The organism is Pseudothermotoga lettingae TMO (genome assembly GCF_000017865.1).
GTDB classification, from domain to species: Bacteria; Thermotogota; Thermotogae; order Thermotogales; family DSM-5069; genus Pseudothermotoga_B; species Pseudothermotoga_B elfii.
The window spans coordinates 957,122-978,004 of record NC_009828.1; the positions used below are offsets into that span (position 1 = coordinate 957,122).

15 protein-coding genes are annotated in these 20,883 nt (G+C 37.7%); 12 read left to right on the forward strand and 3 right to left on the reverse strand.

The genetic code is table 11. The features are described from left to right. The first annotated feature begins 5 nt into the window (after positions 1-5). From TLET_RS04775 to TLET_RS04830, 12 genes are all read left to right on the forward strand, one after another. Positions 6-302 carry a YggT family protein gene (locus TLET_RS04775; RefSeq protein ID WP_012002977.1) on the forward strand — a complete coding sequence of 99 codons (297 nt, stop codon included), beginning with the start codon at positions 6-8 and terminating at the stop codon, positions 300-302. Further along, the gene (locus tag TLET_RS04780; RefSeq protein WP_012002978.1) at positions 299-1,093 is read left to right on the forward strand and encodes an NAD(+) kinase; all 795 of its coding nucleotides are present in this window, start codon (positions 299-301) and stop codon (positions 1,091-1,093) included. The genes TLET_RS04775 and TLET_RS04780 overlap by 4 nt, the downstream gene beginning before the upstream one ends. Continuing rightward, on the forward strand, positions 1,074-1,778 hold the full coding sequence (gene phoU, locus TLET_RS04785; protein ID WP_012002979.1) for a phosphate signaling complex protein PhoU: 705 nt from the start codon (positions 1,074-1,076) through the stop codon (positions 1,776-1,778). Before TLET_RS04780 ends, phoU begins: the two co-directional genes overlap by 20 nt. Continuing rightward, positions 1,753-5,070: a YjgP/YjgQ family permease gene (locus TLET_RS04790; protein ID WP_228369038.1), complete on the forward strand. Its 3,318-nt coding sequence runs from the start codon at positions 1,753-1,755 to the stop codon at positions 5,068-5,070. Before phoU ends, TLET_RS04790 begins: the two co-directional genes overlap by 26 nt. A 137-nt stretch (positions 5,071-5,207) precedes the next feature. Further along, the gene (locus TLET_RS04795) at positions 5,208-6,170 is read left to right on the forward strand and encodes a hypothetical protein (protein ID WP_012002981.1); all 963 of its coding nucleotides are present in this window, start codon (positions 5,208-5,210) and stop codon (positions 6,168-6,170) included. Between the two features lie 34 nt (positions 6,171-6,204). After that, entirely contained in the window at positions 6,205-8,088 is a 1,884-nt protein-coding gene (locus TLET_RS04800; protein ID WP_012002982.1) for an ATP-dependent helicase, read from the forward strand. Between the two features lie 15 nt (positions 8,089-8,103). Further along, the gene (locus tag TLET_RS04805) at positions 8,104-9,675 is read left to right on the forward strand and encodes a DNA repair protein RecN (protein WP_012002983.1); all 1,572 of its coding nucleotides are present in this window, start codon (positions 8,104-8,106) and stop codon (positions 9,673-9,675) included. Next, positions 9,672-11,111, forward strand: coding sequence for a phospho-sugar mutase (locus TLET_RS04810; protein WP_012002984.1), 1,440 nt, complete (start codon positions 9,672-9,674; stop codon positions 11,109-11,111). Before TLET_RS04805 ends, TLET_RS04810 begins: the two co-directional genes overlap by 4 nt. Beyond that, entirely contained in the window at positions 11,095-12,336 is a 1,242-nt protein-coding gene (locus TLET_RS04815) for an amidohydrolase (RefSeq protein ID WP_012002985.1), read from the forward strand. Before TLET_RS04810 ends, TLET_RS04815 begins: the two co-directional genes overlap by 17 nt. Then, on the forward strand, positions 12,315-13,214 hold the full coding sequence (locus tag TLET_RS04820; protein WP_012002986.1) for a TIGR01212 family radical SAM protein: 900 nt from the start codon (positions 12,315-12,317) through the stop codon (positions 13,212-13,214). Before TLET_RS04815 ends, TLET_RS04820 begins: the two co-directional genes overlap by 22 nt. Before the next feature lie 53 nt (positions 13,215-13,267). Beyond that, positions 13,268-14,593 carry an HD domain-containing phosphohydrolase gene (locus TLET_RS04825; protein WP_012002987.1) on the forward strand — a complete coding sequence of 442 codons (1,326 nt, stop codon included), beginning with the start codon at positions 13,268-13,270 and terminating at the stop codon, positions 14,591-14,593. Further along, entirely contained in the window at positions 14,590-16,407 is a 1,818-nt protein-coding gene (locus tag TLET_RS04830; RefSeq protein WP_012002988.1) for a heme NO-binding domain-containing protein, read from the forward strand. The genes TLET_RS04825 and TLET_RS04830 overlap by 4 nt, the downstream gene beginning before the upstream one ends. A 22-nt stretch (positions 16,408-16,429) precedes the next feature. Here the strand turns inward: TLET_RS04830 and TLET_RS04835 are convergent, their stop codons facing one another. The 3 genes from TLET_RS04835 to rocD are packed head-to-tail and all read right to left on the reverse strand — an operon-like array spanning position 16,430 to position 20,653. Next, positions 16,430-18,325 carry a S9 family peptidase gene (locus TLET_RS04835; protein WP_041428413.1) on the reverse strand — a complete coding sequence of 632 codons (1,896 nt, stop codon included), beginning with the start codon at positions 18,323-18,325 and terminating at the stop codon, positions 16,430-16,432. Then, positions 18,322-19,425 carry a hypothetical protein gene (locus TLET_RS10660; RefSeq protein ID WP_012002990.1) on the reverse strand — a complete coding sequence of 368 codons (1,104 nt, stop codon included), beginning with the start codon at positions 19,423-19,425 and terminating at the stop codon, positions 18,322-18,324. The genes TLET_RS04835 and TLET_RS10660 overlap by 4 nt, the downstream gene beginning before the upstream one ends. Next, positions 19,418-20,653, reverse strand: coding sequence for an ornithine--oxo-acid transaminase (gene rocD, locus TLET_RS04845; RefSeq protein WP_012002991.1), 1,236 nt, complete (start codon positions 20,651-20,653; stop codon positions 19,418-19,420). Before rocD ends, TLET_RS10660 begins: the two co-directional genes overlap by 8 nt. Positions 20,654-20,883: the final 230 nt, after the last annotated feature.

Sequence of the window (20,883 nt, forward strand, 5' to 3'; positions counted from 1 at the left end):
GTGAAATGTTCGTGATCTCTAATCTGATCCTGGCAATTGCGAAGGTTCTTCAAATTTTTATTTATTTTGAGATGACATGTGTTATTGTGTCTACGATTCTGAGCTGGATTACACCATACCACTATTATCCTTTAAGGCAATTTGTTGATGGTGTTTCTTCTATTATAATTAAACCTTTAAGGAGGCTTATACCACCGATAGGACCGGTAGATATAACTCCAATGGTTGCTATTTTGATCCTTACCTTTCTTGATATCTTCCTTGTGAGGACATTGATAGATTTAGCGGGGGTGCTGCGTTGAAACCCTCAGCAGTGATTTATTATCGGAACGACAAAGAAAAAGAAGCGAGAAATTTATCTCAAAAGATAAGTTCACACATACTGATTAACCAGATTTGCCAGGCTGAAGAGCAAGTGATTTCTAAAGGGTGCGATTTTGTCATAGTTGTAGGTGGAGATGGAACAGTAATAAAAGTCGCAAAGTTCACTACATGTCCTATCATTGGATTCAAGGCAGGTAGAGTTGGATTTCTTGCATCGTATAAACTTGAGGAAATAGATAGATTTCTCAAAGATCTATCGCAACAGAGATTGTTGATGGAAAAAAGATTCATGCTGACAGTGAAGGTAAATGAAGTAGATTATGATGCGGTAAATGATGTCGTTTTTCATCTTCCTTCAAGGCGAATGGGAGAATTCAGGCTGTCTTTTGATGGATGCAGCGATTTACTATTTTTTGCAGACGGGATACTTATATCGACTGCAACAGGTTCAACTGCTTATAATCTATCTCTCGGAGGAGCTATTGTCACGCCAGTGAGTGAGGTTATTCAAATTATGCCCATTGCTCCGTACTATTTGCAGAACAGGAGCATTGTCGTCCCAAATGAGCAAAGGATTACAGTCGATACCCTTAACATCTGTGAAGTAATTGTTGATGGCGTGATTGTGGGAAAGGTGAACTCTATTACTGTGCAAAAATCGAGCAAGCACTTCACTTTACTCAGACCCGATTATTATGATTTTTTTGCTGTGCTGAAAGATAAAGTTGGCTATGGAAAGGGTGTTACAAATGAAGTGGATCGTGGATGAAAAGATGGAACTTTTTAGAAAGGCTCTTATGAAAATGGGATGGTATACTGAAAAGATGTTTTTGAATGCGATAGAGGCTCTTGAAAATAAAGATTCGAAATTGGCCAAACAAGTGATAGAAGATGACAATGTTTTGGACGGAATGGAAATTGAACTGAGAGAAGAAGCCGCGGTGATGATGGGCATTCATACACTCATTGGCTCTCGGTTAAGATTTGTAGTTGGCAGTATTCAGCTTGCCAATATCTTTGAACGTATTGGTGACAACGCAAGGAGAATATCGCAAATTACCATCACTTTGCTTAGGGAACAACCTCTGAACACCTCAGGCATTTTAAAGTTGGGAAAATTGACTTCGAATATGTTGAAAGAAAGCATCAGACTGCTCGCAGATTTACAACCAGAAGGGGCTTTTGTGATATGTTCAAAAGATGCCGAAGTCGACGAACTATATCAGGAAATCAGAAGCGAACTTTTGAATTCCATTAGAAATAAACCAGATCAAATAGAGAAAAATATGCTTCTCGCAGAGATTGCTCAACGAATAGAGGAAATTGCGGACCTTTCAACAAATGTTGTTGAGACAGTTTTATATATAGTTACCTCAGAAGCTTATAAATGCTTTCGCGATGAAATGAAACTTTTTAAGCAAAGCGAAGGTGTTCTGTTTGGGAATATTGACTAAATATATAATCAAACTTTCTGTGGGCCCTATGCTCATAGGCCTTGCGGGATTTGTTATTTTTGTCAGTGTTGAGATACTTTATCAACTATCTGATTTGATAGTTCGACATAGAGTTGGAATATTTGTTTTGCTGAAAGTTCTGTATTATTACCTTCCATATTTTGTGGCACTTGGGATTCCTGTTGGCATTCTGCTTTCAATATTCTGGGTTCTTTCACAGCTTTCAACAGATCATGAATTAATGGCATTGCAAGTTCATGGAATATCATTGAAAGTTTTGATTGTTCCTTTTTTGATATTATCAATAGCTTTGAGTTTTGTGACTTATGTACTCAGCGATAGAATAGTACCTTTGTACAATCAAAAGGCAGACAGTGTGATTTCGAAATACGTCTATAAGAGACCTGAAGTATTTATAAGCGAAAATGTTCTAACAAAAATTGATGAGAGCCAGTATTTCTATGTAAAGAAGTACGACAGACAAAATGGGATTCTTGAAGATGTAGTGCTTTTCAGAAATGAACCTTCTGAGGAGGAGATAATAACAGCAAAAAAGGTTGTTAAAGAAAAAAACAAATGGTTCATGTACGATGGGAAAATGTACAGAGTTGATAAAGATGGTGTGCTGAGATTTGATATCAGTTTCAACAAAGTTGAGCTTGATCTTCAGGAAGATATAGAATCTATAATGCGCGTCGGCAAAACACCAAAGGATATGAGAAGCGAGGAACTCAAGGAGCGAATAGACACTTTCAAAAAACTTGGAGTGGATCCAGCCCCGTGGATCGTGGAACTTCACACGAGATATTCACTTTCGCTTGGGCCAGTGATAATTGTGCTTATTGGAATTCCTCTTTCACTTATGTTCAATCTCAAGAGCAAATCATGGGGTGTGATACTGACATTTGTTATAGTCGTTTTGTATCAGGGTAGTGGAGCGTGGCTTGGCGCTATGGGAAAAGAAAGGCTGGTTGATCCAGTCACTTCGGCATGGATACCGAACACGATTTTTGGTGTAACAGGTGCTCTGCTCTTTTTACTCCTCGATACACCTGCCAGCTATAAAATAAAGGAAAGCCTTTCCAAGCTGTTTCTTATAGCTGTACTTTTAATTTCTTCGGTTACATTTTCTTCACAACTTCCAAATTTAACTGTGACTGCGAGTTCAGTAACTTACGATGCAACTTCACTAACATTCTCAGGAGATGTGATAGCGACTTTCAAAGAATCTCAAATTCAATGTGAATCTCTCACAGTTTATATAAACGATAAGGGTGCAGCAGAGAAAGTTTTTGCCTACCAGGATGTCATATACAGAAAAGAAGATACACTTATCAAATCAAATACACTTTTATATACATTTTCGACTGAACACATGCTTCTTGCAAAAGTAAAAGGAGAGACAATCTACACCGATGAAGAAAAAGTTGAACACAAAATTTATTTTTATGGTAATACTATGCAAAAAGATCAGTCAGAATACGAAATAGAAAGAGGATATTTGACAACATGTGAGCTTGATCATCCACATTACAGGTTGCAGGCTTTGAATGTTGAAGTAAAAGAAAATGAATATCTTGCTGCATATAACGCAATATTTTATATACTTGATATTCCTACAATTTACTTACCTGTTTATTTTGTATCACTTAAAGATGGTCCTCAACCATTCGCGGTGAGATTTGGCTACTCGAAGGACGAGGGATTATCATTTGAAAGTGAATACAACGTTACATTCAATGATGGTAGCATAGGAGCAAAAATAGGATGGATTGAATCGGGTTCTGAAAATGGGAGGTACGCGCAATTTGATTTGCAAAAGAAATGGAAGGATTTCAAGATAGATTCTTCTTACTATGTTCGCCAGCCGCTGGATCAATCAGAAATTGAATACAGCCTTGATAGTGTTTTTTCCTATTCGAGTGGTATTTCAACAAAAATGAGGCTGCTTTTTACAGATGAAAAGAGCTATATCTATTATCAGATTTCACCGATTAAGGAACTTTCTCTGGAACTTTCCAGACTGAGAACTTCTAATAGCGTGTACTGGGTCCTGCCATATATTACGTTGAAAAAAATATCTCTCTCTGCCTCACCTTTTTCTCTCAGTGTGAATTCTTTTTACCACAGAAGTACTGTCGAATATTCAGAAGGTTCATTGCTTGATCATCTGAAAGAAATTGACAGCCTTGGAAAACTTAACGCGACGCTTTCAATCAATCTTCCATCGCCATTTTCAACCTTTACGACGAGTTTCACGGGTTTTTATGAGATTGAGCAAATGAACTTCACAGAGAAAACCTACCTTTTGATAGATTCGAAATTGCCTCTGAAAACGGCGAGATTTTCTCTCGCATGGATGGATTTATCTGTTACGAATAATATTTATTCTGGTGTCCGGTTATCTATTGACAAAGACCCAGCTTATAGAATAGCCGATGTTTTTGAAGCCGGATTGACACTTAAGCCATTGAATTTTTTGAGTTTCTCGACAACATATTCCCGGACAGGTGTTCTTTCAAATGATATCTATTCCGGTTTTTCAAATTCTGAAGATGAATCTGAACTTCAGTTTCTTGCCAAGTTGAATGTGCCTACAACCTTGTTTCAATTTTCCACAACTTATGATTTACTCAATCGACAGTGGGATGATTTGATATTCAAGACGAGTACGGCATTCAAATTAGGATCAGTTGGCTTTGCCTTATACAGTAATACTGTGTACAAAACCCTCAGCGAAAAATTGTACAAAACTGATTTTGATTTCAATGTTTCCTACAAGACCCTGAAACACACAACAGAATTTACCTGCTACTATGGAGAGCAAACACCTGTTGATTTTATTACAAATACATTGACGATAAAAGGAATGGATTTTTTCTTTATGAAAAATCCAGATTTGAAAATCATTTATAAACTCACTCCATGGCCAGTGGATTTGCTGTCAGTAGAAGCAAAGGGTAGTTTCTATGTTGATGAAACCAAGCATGAATTTTCAGGTTTATACATAAAAAGCTCTTCAAGATTTAGAATCTCTTACGATTTCTCAGGTGCAGATCCATCTTTTGGAGTTTTTCTTGATCTCTATACTGATTCCTGGACCGTGGAAAGTTTTGATGTTACAGTCAAGAAAGATCTTCACTGCTGGGGTTTAATTTTCGAGGGGCAGTTTTCTGCAGACCCGGCTTTTTCTGTTGAAAAATTGGCGTTTAAATTTTATATAAAAGAATTCCCAAAAAAGAGTTTTACTGTAGATCCCATTACCGGTGATTTCAATATGGACGTCTTTTGATTTGACTGAGCTGTATTTTAGTGTTATACTAAAACCATGAAATATGAAAAATAGTGCTTGACATATCTGATCGTTTTATGGTATAATATTATTTAGCAGGGTTAAAGCCCTGCTTTTGTTTTTTAGTGGGTGACACAATGAAATTGATTAAATTGCTATTTTTTGTTTTTTCATTTTTTGTCGTTACCTCCTGTGTTGAAAGTACTATTACTCAAATTGATACGGATCTCATTCGTTATATTGCTGTTGCGTACAATAGGGGTCACAATCTGAGCCTGGAAGAAATCTCCAATCTCATTAGCGAAATCAGTTATGATGATGATGTGCTCATAAATTACATGTACTTTGTCGGAAAGATCAGCCTTGAAGAGCTTTTACAGCAGCGTAAAGAACCTTCGATATACGATGAGCGCATAGTTTCATATCTAAAATCCACGTTATCCGAAAACGGATCTTCAGAATTATTGATCATTGATCACTTTGATGAAAATATCCCGGTTGAAGATCCAGAAGATTTTCTGAATCCGGAAGCTCGCGTGAATGATTCGCTATCTGAAAGAGTTTATGAACTTATAAAATATGATTATTTTTCGAAAGCAATGTTTTATCAGTGGTACAAAAAATTTTATGATGAAGAACTTTCAGAGAGCCAGATTCGTAAATTTGCAGAGTTTCTTGTGAAGATTGCAGAAGGTTATTCTTCTCTGACGGTAAAAAAAATAAGCCAAGTTGATTCGGAGTTTTTTCTGCAAGAAGTAGATCTTGGATCTGTGCCCACAGAACTTGTGCTTGCAATTGCCTATGAGGAGTCAAGATTTTTTCCTGCTTCATTTAGATCAGAAATATCTGATGACATCTATGCTATTTCACTTGGATTAACTCATATACTTCTCGACGCAGATTCTCTGGATATCTCATCGCAGTACAGTGACATAGGAGATGGAAATAAACAATATTGGACTTTTGAGTTGCTTGCCTTGCATTATTTTGAAGGTTTCTCAGGAGAAGATCTCCTCCAAATTCGAAGTGCCTTTCTTTTTGCGCGTACTTACCTTAGTTTGATAAAATGCAAGATAGAGTTAGAACTTTGCAAACAATAACTGTGATAAAATCTCTCCAGCGGAGGTATCAATTTTGGAAGATTATCTTCAGCAACTCGATGACGAGCAAAGAACAGCTGTTTTGAAATCTGCGGGCAGATCGATAATAATAGCAGGTCCCGGCTCGGGAAAGACAAGGGTTATAACTTACAAACTTTTACACCTTTTGAAAACAGGAATAAAGCCTTCAGAAATACTCCTGGTGACATTTACAAGGGCTGCAGCAAATGAGATGATTGATAGAGCCAGGATGTTGACCGGTATTGATCTTGAAGGTATAACAGCTGGCACTTTTCATCATATATGCAATTTAATCCTTAGAAGGTACGCCAGGAAAGTTGGCCTTTTTCCAAATTTTACAATACTTGATGAAGAAGATTCCAAAAGCCTTATAAAACACGTTAGAACTATGGTTCTTGAAAGAACCGGAGAAATAAAGCATTTTCCTTCACATGGTGTGCTTCAGAAGATTTTTTCTTACGCTACAAATACAATGAGCACACTTCACTCAGCTTTGTTGAAAATTAATCCAAAGTATATCGATTACGAAAAAATAATCGAAGATATATACAGAGAATATACTATCGAGAAAAGAAATCAAAATTGTGTGGATTACGATGATTTACTCGTATTTGCAGTTCAGGTGCTTCAGGACAGCGACATAAGATTGCGTGAATCGCGTAAATACAAATGGATACTTGTGGATGAATTTCAGGATACCAATATTCTGCAACTTAATTTGATAGAACTGTTGTCCAGCTTTCATAAAAACATAGTGGTTGTTGCAGATGATTCGCAAAGTATTTACTCATTTAGAGGTGCACGCTATGAGAATGTTAGAGATTTTATGAAAATAGATGGCACCAAACTTTTCAAGATCCAGACGAATTACAGAAGTGTAGAACCAATAGTGAAATTGATAAATGCAACTATACCAAAAAGGTCTGTTCCAAAAGTTCTGAGGGCAGTGAAATTTTCTGATCAAAAACCCATCGTTATTAAAACTTCAGATAGGCAGGAAGAAGCTGCCTATGTGAGCAAACAGATTTTGAGGTTGATAGAACAGGGCTTTGATCCTGAAGAAATAGCGGTTCTTTACAGGAGTCATTCCCACTCTCTTGAGCTTCAAATAGAACTTTCAAAGCAGCAGATAGATTTTAAAATACTTTCAGGCATTAGATTTACTGAGACAGCACATGTAAAGGATATAATAGCCTTTCTGAGAATTATTCAGAATCCACGCGAAAAAATCTCCTGGATTAGAGTGGCAAGATTATTTCCCGGTATTGGGGCGAAAACTGCTTCAAATCTTGCTGAACATGCTTATGGTGCCGCTTTACAGAATGATGTATCTTCAATTCTGGATGGATTCTCTCAGAAAAAAGGGCAAATTCTGGAGATAAAGAAATTGCTTAGCGAAATGCAGGAGGAATCAACCGTCTCTGACAAAATATCCTTTCTCTATGAAAGTTTCTATCAACAGTACCTTCAGGATAATTATCCAGATTATAAAGAAAGGCAACAGGATATAGAAAGATTGATAGAGGTAGCGCTCAGGTACAATTCCTTAGAGCATTTTTTATCTGACTTGACAGTAAATGAAGATGTTCAGAATAATGTTTCGAAAGGGCAAAAAATTACACTCACGACAGTGCATCAAGCTAAGGGTTTGGAGTGGGATGTTGTTTTCGTAATAAGTGTTAATCCTGGAGATTTTCCAAGTTACTATGCCCTGATGGAAAATAATATTGATGAGGAAGAGAGAATTTTTTATGTTGCAATTACCAGACCAAGAAAATTGTTGTATTTAGTTACTCAGCAATACCCATCTTCTCCATACATGTACTGGGCTAAAGCTGTTGATTTCTTGCAGAAAATACCTGAAGAATTGGTTGATATTTATGACACCTCCTATTGAAAGGTGAGTGTCTGAATGCTCATAAGATTCCATGGTGAAAACTTATTGTATTTCAACAATTTCGATATTGAATTTGACGATCGATTGAATGTTATAACAGGTGAAACGGGGGCAGGAAAATCAATTTTGCTTAAAGCCCTCCAGGCTCTTTTAGGAAACAAAACAGAATTACCAGCAGGTAACGGGTGTTATCTTGAGGCGTTGTTTGATCCGTCGGAAAACTTAAAACGGCAGTTGAGAGATCTATCCTTAGAAGAGGATGAACTGGTAGTTTCTCTCACAATCGGAAAAAGATGGGTTTACAGGTTGAATGGTAGAATGTTTCCACAGAGTACAGTTGCTCAACTTTTTGAAGATGAGGTGCAGTTTCATCAGCAGAACTCCCAAACGAGCCTGTTGAAACCGCGTAATCAAATAGCTTTGATCGATTCGTTTTACGATAGCAAAGAGCTTCTTGAAGAGTATCAAAATGTGTACAGAGAGTACAGAGAGACTGAAAAATATCTATCTGATCATCGTGAAGAAATCCTTCAAAAGAGACTTGATGAACTGCAAGCTCAACTTGAGTATTTTGAAAAAGTAAATCCATCGCTGTCAGAAGAAAAAGAGCTCAGAGAAAAATACGAGAGAATGGTTAAGTTCCAAGAACTTTCGGAGATGCTCGCTGTAGTTCTATCAATCCTTGAAGGAGAATCTGAAGGTAGCTTGAGGAATCTCTGGAATATTTTACACAAACTTGAGAAGAACAAGCATTTGCTCCCGACAGGATTTGTGGAATTACTTGAGGAAATAGTTGAAAAATCTGAGGAGCTCTCAAGAATTGCGAAAACAACACTTGAAGAAATGGAGATCGAGGATTTGAGGAGTATTGAAGAACGTATCTGGGATTACAACGAATTGAAAAGACGTTATGGACCAGAATTAGAAGACGTGATGAAATATTACGAGAACATAAAACAGGAAAGAGATCGTTTAGCTGAGGAGTTGCTGAAACTGAAACAGGCTGTGCAGAAGATATCTGTATTGAGAAAAAATGCCTTTGATCTTGCAAAGAAAATTCATAGCGCAAGAATTGAAGCCGCAAAGCAGCTCGAATATCAGATTGAAAATCATTTAAAAGATTTATCCATGAGTACAAAACTTACTATTTCAATTAGAGAATTAAAAGATCTCACGTTAACAGGTATAAGCGAAGTTGATTTTCTAATCCTTTCGCACAAAAATGAACAGGCTCCAATGAAAAATGTCCTGTCTGGCGGGGAATTATCCAGAATGATGCTGGCTCTGGAATTAGCAATAGCGAACAGATTTTTTTCGAAAACTCTGATTTTCGATGAAATAGATTCTGGTATAGGTGGTTTGACGGGTAATGTTCTGGGAATAAAGCTGAGTAAAGTTTCTAAGAGTCTCCAGACCATCGTAGTTACTCACTTACCTCAGATTGCACGTTTCGCAGACAGACATTTTGTTGTTGAAAAGACTGAGCAATCAAAAATGATTTTAAAAATGTTGTCCGGTGAAGAAAGAAAAAAAGAGATGGTCAGAATGATTGGCGGAGAACAGATCTTTCGGGGTGAGGAATCGTGATAAAGTTTGGGACAGGTGGTATCAGAGGATTGATGAAAAAAGGTGAGTTCGACGAAAAGCTTGTGGAGAAAGCAAGCAAAGCTGTTGCATCTTGGATGGTAGAAGAAGGTTTGAAAACGATTGTGATAGCTTATGATACGAGAATGAATTCTGATCTTTTTGCCAAAATAAGCGCTTCAGTCATTTCGTCTTTTGGCATTGAGGTATACCTTTTTCCAGAACCAGTTCCAACCCCTCTTTTATCATTTGCTGTCAGAAAAATTGAAGCCGGTGCAGGTATTGTCATCACAGCAAGTCATAATCCTCCAGATTACAACGGTTTCAAAGTGTACACAAAAGATGGTGTGCAGGCGATTCCAGAGTATACAGAAAAGATAGCGAAATATATGGATAACCCTGTAAATCTCTCAAAACCTGTTAAGGTGCGCACAGTGCCACCACAAATAGTGAGAGAATATATCGAAATGGTTGTAAAAGTTGTTGAACCTCTGATAGAGAATGATATAACGATCGTTTATTCCCCGCTTCACGGTACAGGTGCCAGATTTGTGCCGAAAGTTCTTGAGATGCTTGGGTTCAAAGTGGTTTGTGTTGAAGAACAAATGAATCCAGATCCTCATTTTTCAACTGTTACCACGCCAAATCCCGAAGAAGAGAGTGCTTTTGCACAGTCAGACAAATATCAGAGTAATTCTACTTTCGCTATAGCAACAGATCCAGATTGTGACCGTGTTGGACTTAAGGTTGGTTCTGTTAAACTTTCCGGCAATCAAATCGGGGTGCTTTTAACAGATATGCTTCAACAAGATCAACCTTCTGGGAGCCATCTTATAAAAACCATAGTGACAACCGATATGGTTTATCCTATGTGTGAAAAAAAGGGGCAGGTTGTTCTGGAAACCCCTACAGGCTTTAAATTCATAGGCAGTGAAATAGAAAAGAGGTCTTCAAGGGAAAATTTCAAATATTTTCTGGCTTTTGAGGAAAGCTGCGGATATCTTACCGGTGATTTTGTGCGCGATAAAGACGGTGTTCTTGGTTCTGCTTTGATAGCGGCTATGTGCAGCAAAGTTGACCCTTTGGAAAGACTGAAGTATTTATATGACAAATACGGTTATTATATCGAAAAATTGATTTCAATAAACCTGACAACCCCTGATCAAGCAAGAAAGATCTACGAAAAAATACGGGATTTTCCACCAAATAAAATTGGTTCAACAAGAGTTTCGAAGGTTTATGATTATTCGCAAGATACTCAAATACCAAACGAGACTCTCCTGCTGGAAGCCGATGGAGCCAAAATTTATATAAGGCCCTCTGGAACGGAACCAAAGTTGAAAATTTATTTTAAAGTGGTCGATGAGAATGAGAGACAGGCTCTAAGAAAAATCGAAGAGTTGCAGAAAGGAATGACCAGAATTGAAGATTTTACTTAAAAATGCGTTGATTCTGAAAAACGCATTTTCCGATTTTGTGAAAGAGAATATATTCATAGAAAACGGGAAAATAGTTGAGATTGGAAAATTTCAGCGGCAAGCCGATAAGGTTTACGATCTTTCTGGAAAATTGATTATGCCTGGCTTTGTAAATGCACATACACATGCAGCAATGACATTGATGCGTGGTGTGGCAGAAGATGTCTCACTTGAAGAATGGTTATTTAAGAAAATTTTCCCAATAGAAGATAAATTGACTCCTGAAGATGTCTATATTGGAACAATGATTGCACAGATGGAGATGGCAAGAAAAGGTGTTGTGGCATATGTGGATATGTATTTTCACTGTGAGGCAGTAGTCCAGGCAGCGATTGATTTTGGGATGAAGGCTTTAATTACACGTGGATTAACAGATCAGTCGGGGTCTGATAATGGTAGATTAAGGCAAAATATAGAGTATTTTGAAAAATTCAATGGAAAAGATGGGTTGGTGTTTATAGGTTTTGGTCCTCATGCCCCCTACAGTTGCTCACTGGATTATTTAGACCGTGTAGCAACAGTTGCAAATGAACTTGGAGCACCTGTAACAATTCATCTTTATGAATCTGAGAAAGAGACTTATTCTTTGAAAGAGATTTTAAAGACAAAACTATCCGAATGCAGAGTAATTTTTGCGCACTGTGTTCATTTGAAAGAAAGCGATATTGAACTGTTGGCGAAAGAGAGTTTTTTTGTGGCACACAGTCCCACGAGTAATTTGAAGCTGGCAAATGGAATAGCTCCGGTTTCAAAAATGCTTGAAAAGAATATTCAGGTCTGCCTTGGAACTGACGGGGCTGCGAGCAACAATACGCTTGACATATGGCATGAAATGCGTTTGGCATCGCTTTTACAGAAAGCACGTGATCCTGTTAAAATCTGCACAACAGAAGCCTTGTCGATGGCAACATTAACAGGAGCGAAAGCAAGTGGTTTAACATCTGGTTCACTGGATACCGGATATGATGCAGATTTAATAGTTTTAGATATCGAGAAACCATGGTACCTTCCACTGGAGCAGTTGAAATCTCACTTAATACATTCGGCTAATTCACTTGACGTTTATGCAACCATGATTAAGGGTAGATGGGTTTATTTCAACGGAGTTTTTCCAACCGTGGACGAATCTGAGATAAAAAACAGGTTTGAAGGGGTGGTTCAAAGATTGATAGATATCGAAAATTAAGTGTTTATCTTAAAGAAAGGTATGGAACACGTGTACACAGACTCATTATAGATGGAGGTTTCAGTTGCCCTAATCGAGAAAAGGGGAAACCATGCATATTTTGCGACCCTGCAGGTAGTGGTTTTAATGCTTATCATGGTTTGTCAATAAGAGATCAGGTTCTGAAACAAAAGGAAAGAGCCACTCAGAAGTATAAAGCAAAAAAATTTATAGCCTATTTCCAGGCTTTCACAAATACCTATGCTCCTCTGCATGTTTTGAGAGAAAAATACGAACAGGCGATAGTGGATGAAAGCATCGTTCAGCTTTCGATTTCTACAAGACCTGATTGTATCCCCAACGAGGTTCTTGAATTGCTGGAAAATTTCAAAAAGAAAGTTGATGTTTCCATCGAACTTGGGCTTCAAACTATAAACAGCAAAACCCTGCGTATAATTCAAAGGGGACATGGCATAGCCGAATTTGTTGACGCCGTTTTAAGAGCAAAGATGCACAACATAGAGATTGTAGTGCATGTGATTGTCGATTTACCTTGGGACGATCTGGAAGATGTAATCGACACAGCCAGAACACTGTCTTATCTTGGTGTGAATGGAGTTAAATTGCATTCACTCTATGTGGTTAGAAATACCCCCTTAGAAAATATTTTTATCAATAGAGAGGTAGATTTTATAGGTTTCAAAGAATATAAAGATAGGGTCGTGGCGTTCCTTGAGAATTTATCACCTCATGTGGTAATACACAGGCTTGCCTCTGATCCTCCGAGGAATATGGTTGTTTACGGGAACTGGGGAATGTCTAAAATTCAGATAGTAAACGAGATAGAAAAGGAGCTTGAAATGCGAGATACATTTCAAGGAAAAAGATGGGCAAAATAAATCGTTTGTGAATTTGCTGTGCTATAATTTTTCTACAAATATGGAGGTAAAGTATGAATCTCGCGATAACTGTACCATTGAATACATTCGTAAAATTGATGCATGAACTTGGCATACTGGAATATAAGAATTTCATTAAACATTCGTTTCAGGTAGCCAAACTCTCAAAACAGATAGCTCAGAATATAAACCTCGACTACGAACCAGAACAAATTTATTTAGCTGGTCTTCTGCATGACTTTGGCTTGGTTTTGAAAGCATCAGTTGAAAATTATGAACTGTTCAAAGATATTTTTCGCAATACGCCGGATATTGAAAAAGTTGTTCTGGCTCTTGATAAAAAAGATCAACACTCACTTTTATCCAACCTTGTTACATCTAAAATACAATTTGTGAATCCTGATTGCTCGAAAGCGTTGCTGTATCATCATATGTCAGGCAATGAGATTGGAGAATCGAAAAAAATTGCTCTTCTCGCCAATTGTATAAAAGCAGCCGATACAATTTCTTTGGCAAACATGAGAAAGAAAAGGGATGAACTTTCCGCAGAATCTATGGAAGAAATGGTTAACGCTATCGAAAAAGACAGAGGATTATTTGAAGAAGTGAAAAAAGCTTCTCTGGAAATAATTCATGATTATACGAAAATCTTTGATCTTCTGGATGAACGAGATGATTTTTCTTCAAGCAAACAACTTTCACTGAAAGATTTCGAAACTGGTGCTAAATTAATTGCGACTTTGATGGATTTAAGAAGTCCTTACACAAGGAGCCATACATTTCTTGTAACGCGTGTAGCAAAGCAACTCACGGCTGAATTGATGTCTGAAGAAGATTCCAGGTTTATGACTGTAGCAGCGCTTCTACATGATATTGGCAAGGTATCAACACCTCTTGAAATTCTCCATAAGAAAAGCTCTTTGAACGATAAAGAATTGCTGATTATGAGAAGACATGTCGTTGAGACGCACAGAATGTTATCAAGAGCAGGAATAAAAGCAGTTGCAGATGTTTCAGCTTCGCACCATGAAAGATTGGATGGGAGTGGTTACCCGGCTGGTTTGAAATCGAATGAAACAACGATCTATATGAGAATTCTTCAAGTTAGTGATGTGTTTTCTGCTCTTGTTGAAAAAAGACCTTACAGAGATGCGGTGAGTTTAAATGAAGCAATTGAAATTCTGGAGAAGGAAGCATCTTTCAAAAAATTGGATTCGCAGGTCTGCAAAAAATTAAAAGAGCTCATCAATAACGGATATTTGGACGAATTTTTTACAAACAGGTTTACCCACGTACTGGAAGATTTGTTCGAATTGAAATTTAATGAAATTGATACGATCTTTGAAAGAGATTTTGATGGCTGGGAGGGATTGTTTTGAAAGGCTTTGTCGTGAATATGTGGTTTGAAACGTGGGGTAAGCTTTACGGTAAAGAAGTCGTAGAAAAGCTGAAAACTCAGTTTGGATTAAAGCCGGATCATACTTACAGTCCTCTCGATGATGTTCCTGACGAGTTACCAATTAATGTCTCAAGGAAACTTGCAACTTTGAAAAATCTGAGTTTTGATGAAATCTGGTACAGAACAGGTAGAGAGAACCTTTACACGTTCTTCGAGCATTATCCAGAATTTTTTAAAAAGCCGAGCTTTCTATCTTTCATGGCTGCTATGGATGCTGTTCACCGGGTTTTGACTAAGAGAATAAAAGGAGCGACACCTCCAAGAATTTTTTTCAGATTGATCAACGGCAATAGAGCAATAATAAAATATGAATCTAAGAGAGACTTTAGAAAATATTTTCTTGGCTTGATGGAGAGTGCTTCAGAATTTTTTAAAGATCCCATAAAATACAGCGTTGTTTCCGAATCGAGAGATAAAGTAATTCATATTGAAGTGGACGTCACAGCAACAAGATCCTATGGCAGATTTGAAAAATTGGCTGTTATACCAGTTTTAGGATTAGGGCTATTCAAATCCATTTTTCCAACTTATGCCTTTATGATACCTTTGTATGCATTTGTTTTATCATATCTGTCTTACACATTTCTTCCAGCCAACGCGTTAATCAAATCGATGGCGGTCGGCCTTGGAACGTTTGTGCTATCTATCATAGGTATGATTGATTTCAAAAAAGGCCATCAATCGCTTGAACAGACTATTGAGTCTGTGTCAGAGAAAAATCTGGATAACCCGCTTTCTGTGGATGGCGTTAAAGAATTTTCAAGACTCTCACAATCTCTCATGAATGCTTCTGACAGTCTGAAAGAGGTTTTTTTAAGCATTTCGGGTGATGTTCAGGAAATGAGTTCGTATTCGCAAAAAGTTGTTGATGCAGTGAATTCTATGAAAGAACAACTTGATACAATGGGATCTCTTTCTAATGAAATAGCAAATACAGCTGTGCAGATCAGCAACGACACAGAAAAGATATCAAGTGCTGTCAATTCAAATGTAGATACGATAACATCTATAATCGATGAACAAACTAAGATAGTTCAATCTCTCAACGATGCTGTTTCACTCATAGCGAATTCTGCGAGAAATGTTGAAGGCTCTGCTGAAGGTATAGTTAGAATGAGTGAGAGATTTTCAAAGTTGGTTGATGAGGGGAAAAAACTCCAAGATCAAGCGAGCCTTATCATGGAAGTTGCCGAGACTGTTTCAACCATTGCCGAGCAAACAAATTTACTTGCACTCAACGCTGCCATAGAAGCGGCGCGCAGCGGCGAAGCAGGGCGTGGGTTTGCTGTTGTGGCAGATGAAATTAGAAAACTCGCCGAGGAAAGTAGATCTTCCGCGGCAAAAATATCGGAATTTCTTTCGTCAATAACCGCTGGCATAGAACAACTTGGCAGGATTATACAATCTGAATTTAATGAAATGAAACAGCAATCACAGAAACTTATCGAAAGTTCGGAGCACAACAAACAATCAAGTGATGTTATCTCTAATATATCTTCAAAGTTGAATAATCTGATAGAAACCTTGCACGCAGAGGCAAAAAATCTTCAGAGCATGACGGGTAATATTCAAAGCTTGCTGGCGATCTCCGAAGAAAGCTCCGCGACAGCTGAAGAGATAAGTTCTTCGATACAAAATTTCTTTATGCAATTGAAAGTTGTGCTTGATAGCGTTAATGAAACTATGAAGCTTTTAAAGGTAGTTGAAGAAAATTTCAAGGATATCAAGTTCTAAAAGCGGGGTTAATCCCCGCTTTTCATTCAAAACATTTGTTGACATCGAAACCTTCTTTTTCTTCCAGTAATTTTTGTTTGAAAAACTCAACAATAAGTTTGTACCTTTTCAATCTATGAGTATACGAACCCTGAACGCTATGCCCATGAGCTCCTTTTTTGAATATTGCCAAGTAAACTTCTTTCCCAAAATCTTTCAGGATGGTATAAAACATGAGAGATTGATCAAGAGGGCATCTGAAATCTTCGAGGCTGTGTATTAACAACAACGGTGTCTTGATATTCTTTACGTAAAAAATTGGACTGAGCTCTCTGTAATTAGGATTACTGAGAGGATCATTTCCAATGAGGCTTTTATCAAACCAGAAACCTATGTCAGAGAAAGCATAACTTGTGAACCAGTAAGATATTCCGTTTTCACTCACGGCAGCTTTGAACAGATCAGTTTGTGTGATTGCCCAGTTTGTCATGTAGCCGCCGTAACTTATGCCTGTTATACCCACGCTGGCGATTTGCTCATTTTTTCTAAGATTGTCTATAGCTGCCAATATATCTTTGAAATCTTCCTTTCCTGTTTTTTCCGTAACGGTAAGGGCAAACTGCTCAGAATAATTATCACTGCCGCGGGGGTTTGTAAACAGAACAAAGAAACCTTCCTCTGCTAACAATTGCCCGAGAAAATAGAGATTGTATCCATAAGCTCCTTTGGGGCCCCCGTGAACAAAGACTACAGCTGGAGCTGGAGCTGAATCTGGTTTAATGTACCATGCATCTATGTTGGTGCCGTCAAAACTTGTGACATCAAGGTGTTTCATCGGCCTGACTTTTAATTTTGAAATTATTGATTGATTCAACTCGGTCACTTTGTTTTCTTTACCATTTTCATATAAATACACTTCTGCAGGTTTTTCCGGGCTAACCTTCACAAATACAATCTTTCCATTATCGCTTGCGTCAAAAGCAGTTATTATCGAATTATCCGAAATTATTGTTTGCTTCTCTGTCTCTTCAAGATTCAATTTCTCCAGCAAAATTTTTCCACCTGATCCACTTTTGAAATAGACTGTGTTATTCCTGATCAAAGGATAAACTTCACTGTCAGATGCCCATATCTCGGCACTTATATGCCCGGAGTTGTTAAGTGCGTATTTTTCTGTCAAGGGGTGTAATTTTCCATTTTCATATAAATATGCATACTCGTGTTGAAATGCACTTTTCTGCTCTCTCCCCAGCATGATGATTTTCTTGCCTTCTGCTGAAGTTGGAATTAATCCGACCTTTTCTAAAATCAACCGTTTTTTACCATCGATATATAGAAAAATGTCGAATTCCGTGAATGGCTTTTTCTCGCTATATTTAGCGTAAACAATATCATTTTCAATCCAGAGTATATTTGCTATATTTCTTTCTTCCATCTGGTCGAGAACCTGGCAGCTCTCTAAATCTATAATCTGAACAACATCTATTGAACTATCCAGAAAACCCTTGCCGTCAAACCAGACTGGTAACGTATCTTCAAAGTACAAATCTTTGTCATTTCTCTTCTTTGCAAACATTATCAGGAGTTTTTTACTGTCTGATGACCAATCGATAGCTGTTAAAGAATCCACCTTGAGGATCTCTTTTTCTGAAAAGTGTGCCAATTCAATCATACTTAAAATGTTAGAATCATTTATTTTCCTTATAAAAGCCAGTTTTTTCCCATCAGGTGAAAACCTTGGTTTGGAAGTTTCCTGAGGCAAATAAAATGATTCTCCTGTGGAAAGATTTTTAATGGTGATTTGTCGAATAGTCTTGTTTTCGGCAGGTGAAATTTTCTTCAGTGTGTAAGCAATCCATCTTCCATCACGACTTATCTTTACTTCAACTGGCACAACAAACTTTGTAAACGTTGAACATTCCCATTTCAATGCTATCACTCCTTTAACTCAAGAAATATCAGGAAAACATCTTTTGAGATATTATCTGAACTTCCAGTTCCTATTATTTCGTTTTTTGAAATTATTATACTCGAGTTTATATTCTGATCATTTTTTTCTTCAATTACCTTCTTAAAAACCAAATCCCCATTTTGATCAAGAAATATAAAGATTACGTCAAATCTATTTTCACCATTCCAGATATTCCCGTAGACACAGTAGAGATTTTCCTGAAACTCTATCAGACCTTTCGGAAAAAACTCGGTTTTTAGATCCAGTACCTTTTGCCAGATAATTTTTCCGCTTTTGTCTGTTTTCAACAAAAGAGGGCTGTTGTAGTCTGTGAAAGAATTTGACAAACCCAAGATTAAAAAGCCATCGTTAACCATCGTTGCACTGATTGCTCTATCCCACTTCTCTCCCCCAGCTGTTTTCCACCAGATAAGTTTTCCAGTTCTGGAAAAAAACGTAACAAGGAAATCCGCCATGCCTTTAGTATAGCTTTCAGTTGAACCAACGCAAAGGTACCCATCACCACCGTCAATGATTTTACTGAACCATTCGTCTGAAGAACCACCAAATTTTTTGCTCCAGATGATCTTCCCAGAGTTATCACATTTTATTAAAAGAGCATCATACCAGTTTCCCCCAATCGACCTGTGCCCTCCAGCGAGAACATATCCATCATCAGTCAGGAGAGCAGACTCTACCCACTGATCGGCACCGGAAACTGGGAGGATGAAATAATTTAGAACAACAAAATAGCTGTTCAATTCCAGAATAGCTATTTTTGCCTGATCTAACAGAAGTTTATTTCCAGAAAGAAAAAATCGATTATCAGGAGTTTTTTCAACAACGTTGAGTCTGTCAAGAAATCTTTCGCCTATAGAATTTATTTTTAGAAGATCCAGATTTTTATCAAAAGTGATTGCAAAAATTTCATTGGTGTTTCTATGCTGGCCAAAGAGAACATAACCATAATCCTCTTGTGTTATACTAATTGCTTCTTCTGAGTTACCCAGGTCTATGTAGATTACCCTGGCGGATGCGGTAGCCGCCAGGAACATTAAAGCAGTGATAAACAAAAATATTTTAAACAACTTTTTTTGCATCACCCTTATTGTAAATTGGTTCGGTAAGAACCTTATATATCCTTTCAAGTGCCCAGTCGATTTCTTCCTTTTTTATAACAAGTGGAGGTGCAAATCTTGCTACTTGATCATGGGTTTCTTTACAGAGTATTCCAAGTTTCGCCAGTTTCTCGCAAAATGGTCTTGCCGTTCCATATTCTTTCTTTATCTCAACACCTATCAACAATCCTTTTCCTCTGACGTCTTTCACATAGTCGCTTTTTATATCTCTCAACTGTCTCAGAAAATACTCTCCGAGTTCTTTTGCTCGTTGATCAAGTTTCTCTTCAACCAGCACATCGATTGCAGCTATGCCAACAGCAGCAGCCAGTGGGTTTCCACCGAATGTTGAACCATGATCGCCCGGTTTAAGTACATCCATAATTTCGTCATTTGCAAGAACTGCTGATACAGGATATACCCCTCCGCCAAGAGCTTTTCCAAGTATCAGGACATCCGGTTTTGCATCTTCCCACTGCCATGCAAACATTTTTCCAGTTCTACCGAGACCTGTCTGAATTTCGTCAAACATCAATAAAATTTTATGCTCAGAAGAAATTGCTCTGAGATCCTTCAGGTAACCTTCTGGAGGTACTCGAACTCCACCTTCGCCTTGAATCGGTTCTACAAGTATACCGAGCGTTTTATCATCTATTAGGTCTCTTATAACCCTTGCATCGCCAAACGGTGCGACTTTAAACCCGGGCGTAAATGGACCAAATCCGTCTTTGTACTGATCTTCTGTTGAAAAGGATACAATCGTTATGGTTCTACCATGAAAGTTACCTTCAACAACTATTATGTTCCCCTGGTTCATAGTTATTCCTCGTTTGTAGTAAGCCCATTTTCGCGCAATTTTTAGAGCACTTTCCACTGCTTCAGCACCCGTATTCATTGGAAGTACTTTATCGTAACCAGCGAACTCTGCCAGCCTTTGCTCAAATTTCCCTAAGAGATCGTTGTAGAAGGCTCTTGATGTAAGTGTTAGTTTTTCTAATTGATCTTTCAAAACTTTTAAAATTTTGGGATGCCTGTGACCATGGTTCAATGCCGAATACGCTGAAAGCATATCCAGATACCTGTTTCCTTCGACATCCCATACCCAAACTCTTTCACCTCTTTCGATCACAACAGGGATCGGCTTATAGTTGTGAGCGCCATATTTTTCTTCAAGGTTCATGAAATAGGAACTGTTCATCTTAACCCTCCTTTGAACATACACCTCTTTTAAAGAGAGTAGCATATAGAGATTCTGGATCAAAATCTGGCAATCTGTGGCTATTCACGGCAATATTTGGCAAAGTTTCTATAATATGCGTATGCTTTCTCTTTCTCATTTATGCTTTCTTATGCTCAGGTATGCTAACTTCTGTTATCGCTGGAAGTTTTTTCTTTGAAAAGGCAATTAAGCAAAATTGTTACAGCGAT

Coding starts and splice junctions, on each gene's coding strand:
- TLET_RS04795 (WP_012002981.1), top strand. CDS start 5,208: ATGAAATTGATTAAATTGCTATTTTTTGTTTTTTCATTTTTTGTCGTT.
- phoU (WP_012002979.1), top strand. CDS start 1,074: ATGAAGTGGATCGTGGATGAAAAGATGGAACTTTTTAGAAAGGCTCTT.
- TLET_RS04775 (WP_012002977.1), top strand. CDS start 6: ATGTTCGTGATCTCTAATCTGATCCTGGCAATTGCGAAGGTTCTTCAA.
- TLET_RS04805 (WP_012002983.1), top strand. CDS start 8,104: ATGCTCATAAGATTCCATGGTGAAAACTTATTGTATTTCAACAATTTC.
- TLET_RS04825 (WP_012002987.1), top strand. CDS start 13,268: ATGAATCTCGCGATAACTGTACCATTGAATACATTCGTAAAATTGATG.
- rocD (WP_012002991.1), bottom strand. CDS start 20,653: ATGAACAGTTCCTATTTCATGAACCTTGAAGAAAAATATGGCGCTCAC.